Annotated in this window: 10 protein-coding genes; 2 read left to right on the top strand and 8 right to left on the bottom strand. The window is 59.9% G+C overall.

The features are described from left to right. Positions 1-52 precede the first annotated feature (52 nt). Positions 53-1,825 carry a type I secretion system permease/ATPase gene (locus FIV05_RS29430; protein WP_152507966.1) on the top strand — a complete coding sequence of 591 codons (1,773 nt, stop codon included), beginning with the start codon at positions 53-55 and terminating at the stop codon, positions 1,823-1,825. Next, positions 1,825-3,150: an HlyD family type I secretion periplasmic adaptor subunit gene (locus FIV05_RS29425; RefSeq protein WP_152512418.1), complete on the top strand. Its 1,326-nt coding sequence runs from the start codon at positions 1,825-1,827 to the stop codon at positions 3,148-3,150. The genes FIV05_RS29430 and FIV05_RS29425 overlap by 1 nt, the downstream gene beginning before the upstream one ends. A 114-nt stretch (positions 3,151-3,264) precedes the next feature. On the opposite strand, the gene FIV05_RS29420 is transcribed toward FIV05_RS29425, so the two are convergent. From FIV05_RS29420 to FIV05_RS29385, 8 genes are read right to left on the bottom strand one after another with little or no spacing between them, the layout of a single operon-like run. Next, entirely contained in the window at positions 3,265-3,963 is a 699-nt protein-coding gene (locus FIV05_RS29420; RefSeq protein WP_152512419.1) for an SDR family oxidoreductase, read from the bottom strand. A gap of 3 nt (positions 3,964-3,966) precedes the next feature. After that, positions 3,967-5,016: a glycerol dehydrogenase gene (locus FIV05_RS29415; RefSeq protein ID WP_152512420.1), complete on the bottom strand. Its 1,050-nt coding sequence runs from the start codon at positions 5,014-5,016 to the stop codon at positions 3,967-3,969. Positions 5,017-5,019: 3 nt separating this feature from the next. Continuing rightward, positions 5,020-5,862, bottom strand: coding sequence for a carbohydrate ABC transporter permease (locus tag FIV05_RS29410; RefSeq protein ID WP_022999583.1), 843 nt, complete (start codon positions 5,860-5,862; stop codon positions 5,020-5,022). Continuing rightward, a complete protein-coding gene (locus FIV05_RS29405) occupies positions 5,859-6,719 on the bottom strand; it encodes a sugar ABC transporter permease (RefSeq protein WP_022999582.1) in 861 nt (286 codons plus the stop codon). The genes FIV05_RS29410 and FIV05_RS29405 overlap by 4 nt, the downstream gene beginning before the upstream one ends. A 56-nt stretch (positions 6,720-6,775) precedes the next feature. Next, a complete protein-coding gene (locus FIV05_RS29400) occupies positions 6,776-8,104 on the bottom strand; it encodes an extracellular solute-binding protein (RefSeq protein ID WP_077293872.1) in 1,329 nt (442 codons plus the stop codon). 47 nt (positions 8,105-8,151) lie between these two features. Continuing rightward, positions 8,152-9,216, bottom strand: a complete 1,065-nt coding sequence (gene ugpC / locus FIV05_RS29395; protein ID WP_152512421.1) for a sn-glycerol-3-phosphate ABC transporter ATP-binding protein UgpC — start codon at positions 9,214-9,216, stop codon at positions 8,152-8,154. Beyond that, complete coding sequence (locus tag FIV05_RS29390; protein WP_286202327.1) at positions 9,216-10,712, bottom strand: xylulokinase; 1,497 nt, start codon at positions 10,710-10,712, stop codon at positions 9,216-9,218. Before FIV05_RS29390 ends, ugpC begins: the two co-directional genes overlap by 1 nt. After that, on the bottom strand, positions 10,705-12,165 hold the full coding sequence (locus tag FIV05_RS29385; protein ID WP_173014032.1) for an FAD-binding oxidoreductase: 1,461 nt from the start codon (positions 12,163-12,165) through the stop codon (positions 10,705-10,707). Before FIV05_RS29385 ends, FIV05_RS29390 begins: the two co-directional genes overlap by 8 nt. Positions 12,166-12,275 lie beyond the last annotated feature (110 nt).

The following is a 12,275-nucleotide window of genomic DNA, read 5'->3' as shown; positions in this document are numbered from 1 at the left end:
GCGCACGCGCCCTCTCCTCTCTTCTTTTTTATGTTTTTTTTGGAGAGTCTACATGGCTGTACGCAGCGCAAGGGAAAGCGTTTATCCCGCTCTCAAGGTTTATCGCTCTTCCTGGGCCGGGTTTCTTGCCGTTGGTTTCTTTTCGATCTTTGTCAATCTCGGAACTCTGGCCTCACCCCTCTACATGCAGCAGATCTTCGACCGGGTGATGCAGAGCGGCCACCTCGAGACACTTGTCTTCCTGACGATGATCGTGATTTTTTTTCTGGCTGTGATTGCGGTTCTTGATGCAATCCGCGGCTCCATCCTCGCCAGCATAGCGAAATGGTGGGATGAAACCGTACATGCCGACCTGCTGCATGCCGTCATCCAGACGGCCAGGTCGACGGGCAAGTCCCACTCGCATGCAATGAACGACCTGGCAACCATCCGGCAATTTGTTGGCAGTTCGAGCGTGCTGCCTTTCTTCGATGGGCCCTGGGTGCCCTTCTTTGTCGGTGCCATTATTCTCATCCACCCTGCCCTCGGCTTCGTCGCCATCGCGGCCGGTGTGCTGCTTGTGATAATCGCAGGTATCAACGACACGGTCACCCGCCGCCGGATGGCGGGTGCTGCGGCGGCTCGCGTGCGGGCACAGCAGACGATTGACATCGCGACGCAACACGCGGAAAGCGTCTACAGCATGGGAATGCTGCCTGGCGTTCTCGCCCGCTACCGGAACGACAACGAACTGGTGGCCAATTCGACTTTCGCCGTTGCCGCTTTTTCAGCGAAGACCGCCGCGATCACCAAGTTCATCCGGTTCACGGCGCAGATCAGTGTCCTTGGTCTCGGTGCCTATTTTGCCACGCTGGGTGAAATCACCCCGGGTGGCATGATTGCAGCGTCAATCATCATGGGGCGCGCGCTTGCGCCTGCCGAACAGGCCATCGGCGCCTGGCGAGGCATCGTCGGCGCGATGCAGTCCCATCGTCGGCTGAACGATATTTTTCTGGCAGCTCCGCTCCACTTCGACCGGACCCAGCAGCCGGAACCCAGTGGGCACCTGCAGCTCAAAGGTGTCAATCTGCTCGTTTCAGGCCAGGAACGGCCTTTGCTGCGCAACATCACGATCGATATCAAGCCGGCAACCCTGAATGCAATCGTCGGCCATTCCGGCTCCGGCAAGAGCACCTTGTGCAAATTGTTGATTGGCGCAATGGATCCGAGTTCCGGTTCGGTCCGTCTTGACGGTGTCGCCATGCGCAATTGGGACCCGCAGCAACTCGGCCGGAACATTGGCTACCTGTCGCAGTCCGTGGAACTGCTATACGGCACTGTGAAGGAAAACATCGCCCGGATGGGCGAGCCGGATGATGAAAAGGTTGTGACTGCCGCGCGCCTTGCCGGTTGCCACGACATGATCAACGCTCTGCCGAACGGCTATGAAACCCTGATCGGCCCGGGCGGACTTCGTCTGTCCGGCGGACAGGCCCAACGCGTTGGGCTGGCCAGGGCGATCTACAACAAGCCCAAGCTGATCATCCTCGATGAACCGAATTCCAACCTGGACAGTGATGGCGAAGCCTCGCTTCAGGAGTGCCTTGTGCTCCTTCGGGAACAGGGCTGCACGGTCATCATTGTAAGCCACAGACCCTCGGCGCTCTCGAAAGTCGATCTGATCATCACCCTTGCGGACGGCACAATTCAAAAGACGCAAACCGGCGAGGAGTTCATGAAGCACGCCATCCGCCCGGTCAGCGATATCCTGCAGAAACTTGGCAAGGTCCAGCCGGCGCAAGCGAAAGGCGCTTCGCCGGCCAACGAAACTCAGGGAGGTCAGTGATGAAAGAGCAAAATAACCCGGCGTCGTCCCTCCGTCGCTCCATCCGGCAACACTGGATCATGGGTTCGTTGGTCGTCGCGGTTTGTTTCTTCGGCACGGGAATTTGGGCAAGTTTCGCGGAGCTGTCGTCAGCCGCCATCGCCGCCGGCAAGGTCAGTCCGGACGGAAGCTTGCGCGTGGTGCAGCATCTGGAAGGCGGAATTGTACGCCATCTCAATGTCAAGGAGGGCGATGTCGTCAAGGACGGTCAGCTTCTCATGGTTCTTGACCAGGCATTGGCAACGGCGAACTATCTGTCGATCTACCGCAAGCACCAACGCTATGTGGTGACCAGAGACCGGCTGCTGGCGCAAGAGCGTGGCGATGAAACCTTTGAGGTCCAGATGCCGTCGGTCATGTCGGCCGACAAGAGTTACACGCAGTTCGTCGCCAACGAGATTACAAAATTCAAGGTACGGCGCGAGCTGCTGGGAAGGCAGCAGTCGACCTATCATGTGCAGGCAGGCCAGGTTGAAGCCGAGATCAGCAGCCTGAAAGCCCAGATAGACGGCATGGATGATCAGATCCTGCTGCTTGACAAGGAGCTGGATAGCAAAAAGGTCCTGATGGACAAAGGTCTGATGCGGCAGCCCGAGCTTCTGGTTCTGCAACGCAAACGGGCCGAACTGTGGTCGGAGCGCAATGCCATAGGATCAACGATCGCTCGTGCGCGGCAGAAGATCGAGGAAATCAAGATCGCGGAACTGACGGCCCTCAGCGAAGAACGCGAAAAGGTGGCCAAGGAGTTGTCGGAAATCAACGCGGAGATTGCGCAAGCCGACGAGGCGCTTTCCGCGACTTCGGACATCCTGAACCGCACAGAGATCGTCTCTCCGATCGAGGGGCGGGTGCTCAAGGTCAACTACAAGACGGTCGGCGGTGTCGTGCGGCCGGGTGAACCGATCATCACGATCGTGCCAGAGAACGAGGAACTCATCCTCGATACGCGCCTGCGTACGTCCGACATCGACAACGTGATGATCGGGATGGACGCCAAAGTTCAGCTCACCTCCTTCATGGGGCGGCACATGAAGCCCTTGACAGGGGAAGTCTTCCAGGTTGGTGCGGACGCCGAAACGGACGAGCAGACGGGAGAGCAATACTACACGGTGCGGGTCAGGGTTACGTCCGACGACATCCGGGAAGCCGGAGGCGGTTTTGAGCTGGTGCCAGGCATGCCCGCGCAGGTCTTTATTCAAACAGGAGCTCATACGCCGATGCGCTATCTGCTGGATCCTGTGCTGCAGTCCTTCGGACGAGCGTTCCGGGAAGAACGCGTACTCTAAAGCGGCTGTCGCGTGACCTTAAAATCAGAAGGCGTTGCCGGGTTTGGAAGAACAGAACCGGCAACGCTTTCTGGCGTTTTAAGCATGCCGCAGCGACGCAATACCTTGGATGGTTCACGCCGCCAGATAGCCACCGTCTACCGGAACGATCGCGCCATGAACGTAGGAAGCGTCTTCAGAAAGAAGGAACGCGACGACCCGCGCAATCTCCACCGTCGCGGCCCAACGGCCGATCGGGATGCGGGCGTCGATCCGTGCGCGCCGTGCCGGGTCTGATCGCGCGCCTTCGGAAATGCGTGTTTCCACCCAACCCGGTGCGACCGCGTTGACCCTTATACCGGTTCCTCCCCAGGCAACGGCAAGGGATCGGGTGAGGGCAGCGACCGCCCCCTTGCTGGTGCCGTAAGCAGGCGCTACGGGGTTGCCGAACCAGCTCCACATGGAGGCGATGTTGACGACGGAACCGTTGCCGCGTTGAAGCGCATCGCGCGCGGCCGTACAGGAGGTGAGCACGCCGGTAACATTCACCGCCATCACCTTCTCGAATACCGCAGCGTCCCATTCCCGGCTGTACTGGATCGTGCCCGCGCAGGTGACCAGGCCGCCGAGCTCTTGCTCTTCTTCAAGGAGATGGGCAAGCGCGGCCTCATCAGTAACGTCAACCTCGACAAACCGGGCAGCTTGCGGAAAGCCTTCCTCCCGTTCCAGGCCTGCGGCCGTTACCTGCCAGCCGCGTTCGGTCAAAAGCTGCGTTGTCGCAAGACCGATACCTGTACCTCCGCCGGTGACCACAACATTTCTTGATGGCGGCATCGATCAATGTCCTTCGTCGAGCAGTTGCATCGCGCGAACGAGGTCGGAGACGCCGAGTTTGCGGTAGTAGTTCGGCGCATAGGGGGCTGTGAGCGCAACCTCGGCAATATGCTTCAGTTCCGCTGCGCCGGTGACGCCGAATTCTGCGAAGGATGTGGGCAGATTTATCCGTCGGAAGAAGGCTGCAAGGGTGCGAATTTCCTCATTGGCCCCCTGCCCGGCTGCCAGTTGTGTCAAGGTGCCGAGAGCGACCATTTCCCCGTGCAGCAACCCAGAGAACGCCGGTGTGACCGACAGGCCGCGCACCATCGCGTGGGCTATCGACAACCCTCCGCTTTCAAAGGCAAGACCGCTGAGAAGCACGGTGGCCTCCACCACGCGCTCGAAAGCTTCGTTCGGGCCTTCGGCCGACATCGCCGCTTCGCTATCGGCAAGCAGAATGTCGCGGGCACGCGCGACAATGGCCTGGGTGAGTTCCGTTGGACGGCCAGCAAAGAAGTTGAGACCACCTCCGGCAAGAGCGCCTGCCAGCTCATACGGCTTTGACATCGCATCGCCAATACCGGCCGCCAGAAAGCGACGCGGTGCTCCGGCGATGACTGCCGTGTCGACCAGGACAAGGGAGGGGTTGGTCTTCATGTGACGGACGCCCTCAACCGCATGGTCCGGCGTATAGACAACGGCAATGTGGCTGGTCGGGCTGTCGTTGGAAGCGATGGTCGGCACAATGGCAACCGGCAGACCGCGCTCGATTGCAGCTCCCTTGGCGGTGTCGATCGCCTTGCCCCCACCGATGCCGACAAGTAGCCGGGCATCACCGGCTTCCCTTGCCCTGGCGGAGATTTCCGCCGCGGTACATTCCCCCCCGAATTCCATGAGGCGGGCGTCGGGAAGCTGGGAGCTGATGCGTTCACCAAGCAGGTCGCGGGCTACCGGATCAATGACCACCGCCGCAGGGCCACCGCCAATGATGGCAATTTCCTCGGCCAGGCGGTCGATGGCTCCCGGTCCCTGCACATAGCGCAGTGGAGCGCCCAGAATGCGCATTGTCATGAGTTATCCTTTCACCGCACCGGCGGTCAGGCCCTGGACGAAGTAACGAGAGAGCGTGATGAACGCTATGAACAACGGCATGGCAATCAGTGTGGAGCCGGCCATGATATCTCCCCATCTCAGGTCAAAGGCGCCGATCATCGAAGCCAGACCCAGGGGCACCGTCTTGTTCGCGTCCGATCCGATCATGACCAGGGCAAAGGTGTAGTCGGTCCAGGAAAGGAGAAAGGCGAAGATCGCGACCGTTACCAGCCCGGGCACCGACAGCGGCAGCACAACACGCAGGAAAGCACCCAGGCGCGTGCAGCCGTCCACCATGGCTGCTTCCTCAAGCTCGAAGGGCATTGTCTTGAAGAACCCCCACAGGAACCAGACGCCGAGCGGCATCGTGATGGTCAGGTGGGAAATGACAAGCGACAGCAGCGTATCGTTGAGGCCGATTGCCGCGAACATTGCGTAAAGCGGGATTGCCAGCAGCAGCGGCGGGAACATGTAGGCATAGAGCATGCCGGCGATGATCATCTGTTTGCCGCGAATGCGCTGGCGGGTGACGCCATAGGCGATCATGACGGACAGAAGCATTGTCAGGGCAACGGTGGTCACCGCAACAATGAGACTGTTGAGGAACTGCCGCGGATAGTCGGTCTGCGCCAACAGGCTGGTGTAATACTCAAGCGTCCATCGCTGCGGTACCAGAGACGGGTTCATGAGCATTTCCTGCGTGGGGCGCAGGGAAGAAACGACCATCCAGTAGATGGGAAAGGCGCTGTAGACCGCTAGAACGATCACCGCGAAGTAAAGTCCCGCCCGGCCGGCAACGCGGCGAGCCTGGATTTGTCCACTCATTTGCCTTCCTCCATCGGGAACACCCGGAAATAGATTGCAACGGCGACCATCAGGACGAAGAAGGAAAGCGTTGCGATCGCTGCGCCGCTGCCGATGTCATAAAGGGCAAATGCCTCCCGGTAGGACAGGACCGGCAGATGTTCCGTGGCACCAAGCGGACCGCCACCCGTCGTCAGCCAGATGACGTCGAACTTGTTGAACATCCACACGCCCCGCAGAAGAATGATGACCGTCAGGATCGGGCGCAGCGACGGCAGGGTCACGTGAAAGAAACGCCGAACGGGCCCGGCACCGTCTACGCGCGCCGCTTCATAGAGTTGGGTCGGAACTGTCTGCAGCCCTGCGAGAAAGGTCGTGGTGACGAACGGGGTCCACAACCAGACCGAAATCAGGATGACGGACGTCATGGATGCGGTCTCGGTCTCGAACCAGTAGATCGGCGGCAGGCCCAGGTCATCCATCAGAACGGTGATGATGCCGAGCGAGCCGTCAACCATCCACTTGAAGACCAGGACGGCGACCACCGTCGGCAGAAGATACGGCAGGAATGTCAGTCCGCGCAGCAGAGAGCGGCCGATGAAATTCTGGTTCAAGAGCAACGCGAAGCCGATGCCCAGCACCACCTGCAGGACAATCGCCAACCCGGCATAGACGAAGCCGTTCCAAAGCGCGTTCCAGAACTCTGCGCTTGCAAGAACCTTGGCGTATTTTGCGAAGCCGACCCAGACCGGATCGGCCGTAAGCGACGGCATGTCATAAAAGCTGAGCGAAACCGCATAAAGCGCAGGCCCGACAATCAGGACAAGGGTCGCAAGAAACCCGATACCGAGAAAACCCGGCAACAACCAGCGAGTCATTCACGAACTCCAGATGGTGTGAAAGTGAGGGGAGCTTCCGCTCCCCTCCCGTTTCGTCACTTGATCACTTCACGCATTTTGGCTGCGGCCTGATCGACGGCCTCTGCAGAATCCATCTCGCGAAGGATCTTGTTCTGCAGCATTTCAGGCATGACGAAGGACTCGAACACCTTGCCGGGTCTGACGTCAGGCGCCGGGCCTTGCGTATCAATGGACGTGAGCACAACAGACTCGTCGGTCACAAGTTCTCGCATCTGCTCGACCACACCAGAGTATTTCTGGATCATGGCGTTGTCGCGCCAACGCTGGTCTTCATAGATATCAAGTCGCGTCGGCTGGAAGTGAACCGGTGCGGTATGCAGGAAGTCGACCATGCGATCGGTCGTAAGCCACCGCATGAAATCCATTGCCGGACCAGTGTTGTCCGTCTTCAGGACCACCCAGCCGTCGTAGCCGTGGCTGACCGCCTTTTGCTTTCCGGACATATCCATGTAGGGCATGACGCCAAGGTTCTCGGCCAGGGTCGGGTTGTCCCGCTCTGCAGCTTCCAGAACACGTCCGGCATAGGCTCCGTGGGCCACGGCACCACCAACCAGGTTGGACAGGACATCGGAGTAGCTGGCCTGAAGAGCACCCGGAGGCATCGTCCCGTAGAGCTTGGTCATGAAGTCGAGGTAGGCGGCTACCCGAGGCTTCATCTCGTCGTTGTCCAGGATCACGTTCCATTGGTCGTCGAACAGCTTGACGCCCTCGGCCCAAAGGAAGGCAAACGACATCCAGTTGGTTGCACCGTTCGATCCGATCGGGAACAACGCGCCTTTCTGGCGGCCCTGGACAAGCGCCTCGCTGTTCTGGACGAACGCATCCCACGTGTTTGGCAGGGACAGACCATTCGTCTCATAAAGATCCTTGCGGTAATAGATCAGCGCAAGGTTGTAGTCGAACGGGTACCAGTAAACCTTGTTGTCGATGGGGAAGAGGATGTTGTTCCCCCACTGGTATTCGTCCGTCAGCTCGTTCAAGGGGACGATTTGTTCCTGCTCGGCCAATAGCAGCACGTGGCCGATGAAACCGACGTTTGCCACGTCATAAGGGGTTCCGGAGCGAATGCCATTGGTGATCTTGGTGAAGCTTTCGCCAAGCGGTACGGAATCGATGACGACCTCAACGCCGGTCTTTTCCTGGTATTCCTTGGCCACCTTCGAGAAAAAGGCGAGCGTGTCCTTGCCCGTTTCACAGTTCAAAAACCGGATGGGCTTGTTGCCCTGGGCGCGGAGCGCCGGGGCCGCAAGGGACGAGGCTGCCAGCCCGGCGCCGGCGATACCCATGGTCTTGAGGGCCTGGCGTCTAGTCCAGAGACCTGTTTCGAATTTGCTCTTAGTCATGTTTCTCCTCCAATTGACCGCTTTCAGGTGCGGCTAAACCCTTTTGTTCAAGCTGCCCCTCCCGGCATCTCGAGGCGTTCACCGCTGGCGCGGTCAAACAGGTGGATTGCTGCTGCGGGAAGAGCGAGATGAACGCTCTCACCAACCTTGATGTCGTCCCTGCGCTGGGTCATGACCCGCAGGCGATGACCAGCCGTCTCGCCGATGAAAAGCGTTTGCGAGCCGAGCTGTTCGATGCCCCGGACCGCGAACTCCGGACCTTCGTCGGAAATCGTGATGGCTTCCGGTCGAATGCCGGCAATCACCTCCCGCTCACCGGTATCACTTCCGGCAGGAACGGAGACACCAGCCGACAGGCTGAGAAAACCGTTCTTGAGGTCAGCTTCAACGAGGTTCATTTCGGGCGAGCCGATGAAGCCCGCGACAAAGGCGTTTGCCGGCCGGTCGTATACCTCCAGCGGCGAGCCGATCTGCTGCACATGTCCGTCGCGCATGATGACGATCCGGTCGGCAAGGGTCATTGCCTCCGTTTGATCGTGCGTGACGTAAAGCATTGCCTTTCCGATACGCCGCTGAAGAAGGGCGATTTCCTCCCGCATCCTGGAGCGAAGCTTCGCATCCAGGTTGGACAGCGGTTCATCGAGCAGAAACACCGCCGGGTCGCGAACAAGGGCGCGGCCGAGTGCGACACGCTGCATCTGTCCGCCTGAAAGCTGGCCCGGCTTGCGGTTGAGCAGGTGCGTGATGTCCAGCATTTCCGCTGCAGCGTCGACCCGCCTGGAGATCTCGCCCCCTTTCATGCCGCGCATCTTGAGACCAAACGACATGTTGCCGCGAATGGTCTTGTGCGGATAAAGCGCGTAGTTCTGGAACACCATGGCGATGTCACGGTCCTTGGGCTCCAGGGTGGTCACGTTCCGGCCTCCGATATGCAGTTCCCCGGCGCTGATCGTTTCCAACCCCGCGACCATGCGCAGGGTTGTCGATTTCCCGCACCCGGAAGGGCCGAGCAGAACGATGAGTTCGCCCTTGGCGATCTCAAGGTCGACACCTTCCACCGCAACCACGGCCCCATAGGTCTTGCGCAGTTTGCGCAGACTGACTTCCGCCATTACTTGGCCTCCCCGGTTGCCCGCACGGTTTTGTGGTTGATCGGTGTGAGGGCTTCCTTTGCCTCCCGGAACCGAACGAAGCCTTCATCGTAAATCGCCGCTGCCCGGGTATCGGGCGTCAAAGTCTCTGCCACGCGGATGACGCGGGCAGCGTCGTCCGTGTCAGAGAAAACGCCCGCACCAATGCCCGCGATAAGCGCTGCACCGAAGGACGCGTCGCCTTCGGCGGGAACTTCGATCGTCAGTCCTGTGACATCCGCAATGATCTGCCGCCACAAGGCACTGCGTGTCCCCCCGCCGACGAGACGGGCGGTGGTGAAGCCCATGCCGCGCTGTTGCAGAACGGACAGGCAATCGCGCAGCGTATAGGCAACGCCTTCATAGAGAGCCCGGCAGAAATGCGGTGCTCCGTGCTGGAACCCCAGCCCTACGAAAGAAGCGCGCAAGTCGGGGTCCCAGTAGGGGCTCCGCTCGCCGTTGAGGTAGGGATGAAAAAGCAAACCTTCCGACCCTGCAGGGACTTCGGCAGCTTTGGCATCCATGCCCTCGAAACCCATGTCCGAGAAAAGCGCGTCACGCAGCCAGCGATGGGCCGAGGCGCACGAGTTGGTTCCCAGGATCGAGTAGTGATGATCGGACACCAGATGCGGGTAATGAATGACATCATCGGAAAAACGGGGAGCGTCCGTCAATGTAGAGACCGTGCCCGCCGTGGCGAGCTTCAGGGCTCCGATGCCTTTGCGCGTCATGCCTGCTGCATAGGTTTCCGCATTGGTATCGGAGGTTCCGCAAATGACCGGTGTGCCTTCCTGCAAACCGGTTTCCTGAGCAGCCCTTGGTGTCACGGTCCCCGTCGTCGCCGTTGATGCAACTATTTCCGGAAGAACTTCGGTTTCAAGCCCTCCCATCGCGCAGAGTTCGGAAGACCAGCCCCCTGATCGCGCATCGGCAAGCATGAGCCCCCAGGCATCCGTGATGTCGGTTGCATCGCTGCCGTCGAGACGACGGCGCAGCCAATCCTTGGCCGGGCGAAGCCGGCGGATGCGGCCGTGTGTCTCCGGCGCTTCTTCCTGCAACCAGATCAGTTGCGGCAGTGTCCAGGTGGGGCTGATGCGATTGCCCGAGAGGTCGAGGATCTGAGCCCCGCGCGCTGCTCTTTCCCGCACCACCTGAGAACCGGAACGCTGGTCATTCCACATGATTGCGGGCCGCAATGTGCTGCCTGACCCGTCTTCGAGCACGTGGGTGTGAGCTCCGGCCGTCAGGGAAAGCGCAACAATGCGATGCGGCTCCAGGCCGCCCTGCCAGATCTTCTGCAGGGATGTGACGAGTGCCGACCACCAGCCTTCCGGATCCTGTTCGCTGAATCCGGGTTTCGGTGTGAGTGTTTCGACCGGACAGGAGGCCGAAGCCACGACCTTCCCGTCCGTGGTGATGACCGTCGACTTGAGCGATCCTGCTCCGAGGTCGATCCCAAGCAAAAGGGCGTCAGACATTGGCACCCCTGTCCCGGTACGGATCGATGGAGCCGGCGCGCGGTGGAAAGCCGAGTTTGCCGGGATTGAAGAGGTTTTGCGGATCAACGGAGGCCTTGATACCGCGCAGAATATCCATTCCGACGCCGTGCTCTCCGTCCATCCAGGGTCCGCGGAAAAGGCCGCTTCCATGGTGGTGAGCGATCGAGCCGCCATGCGCGAGCGTTTCACCGTTGACGATGTCCCACATTTTTTCATGCAGCGGCAAGGCTGCAGACTGATCCATGGGAGGTAGGCGCAAGGTCATGTATTGGCACACGCCTTCCGGATAGACATGCGACCAGTGGGCACTGAAATGAGCGTCCTTGGAGACCTCCGCAGCAATCCGGGCTGCGATCGTGTCGTAAAGCGACGAAGCCTTGCTCCAGTTCACCGAGACTTCGAGCGTGTCGTTGTAGTAGCCTTTATCAAGCCACTGTTTCGTAATGGAGACGTAGCGCTTTGCCCGCCATTCGTCGAAGGGACGTGTTTCCGTTTCCACGGCATCCACGCTCTTTGCAAACTCGCGTACCAGTGCAGCTTCTGCAGCCACAATGGCTTCTTCGCCGCAAACCACGATGTTGGCCATCACCGGGCGCGTTTCAAAAGCACTGATGTCTTCGGTGCGCGAGGCGGTTTCCTTTTCATCATAGAGACGAACGATGCGCGGATGCAGCCCCGCCTGCATGATGCGCTTGGCAAGCGAGAGGGCTGCGGTGCGATCGGGAAGTGCCAGCACGATGGCCTCTTCGGCGGGCGGCAGCGTCCAGATGCGCAGGGTCAGTTCCGTTATGACGGCAAGCGTGCCTTCACTGCCGACGATGATATCGAGAACCGATGGTCCGGAGGCTCGCTTGGGAAGCGGCCTGATTTCCAGCACGCGCCCATCCGGCATGACCGCCTTGAGACCAACAACAATGTTCTCGATTTTACCGAAGCGGCTCGATTCCTGACCACCGCCGCGGCAGGCGGCCCACCCGCCGACCGTCGAGATGGTCAGCGATTGCGGCAGATGACCGGATGTAAAACCTTCTGCGTTCAGCGCGTCTTCGAACACTTCGCCGTTCATGCCGGCTTCGACCGTTACCAGATGGTTGTCCCGGTCGATCTTCAGGATGCGGTTCATGCGCTGCATGTCGAGCATGACTTCGCCGCCCAGGGGAATGATCCCGCCGAGGACACCGGAGCCGCTGCCATAGGGAATGAGGGGGTGATCTGCCTTGCTTGCCTTCCCGACAATTGCCGAGACCTGCTCCGTTGTGGCGGGGCGCACGACGAGGCCTGGCAGCGTACCGACCAGCGCGCCTTCCCTTGCACGGAAGTTCGCATAGGGCAGACGGTCGTGTGCATAGCCGGCGCGCGAACCTTCGTCCACCAGGACGTTTTCCGCACCGACCAGCTCCGAAAGCTCGGAAACGAGATCACGATTACTCAAAGATTTTTCCTCCTCCATGCCCAATCGGATTGTTAGAAATCGTGTTGGGCAAACGTTTGCTCAAACACAAACAATTGCACTTTGGTCTGGATGTCAAGCCCGGTTTGCTG

Origin of the sequence: Labrenzia sp. THAF191a, from assembly GCF_009363335.1 — a bacterium.
In the GTDB taxonomy this organism is placed as follows: Bacteria; Pseudomonadota; Alphaproteobacteria; order Rhizobiales; family Stappiaceae; genus Roseibium; species Roseibium algicola.
This window is presented reverse-complemented; position numbering and strand designations above follow the sequence as displayed.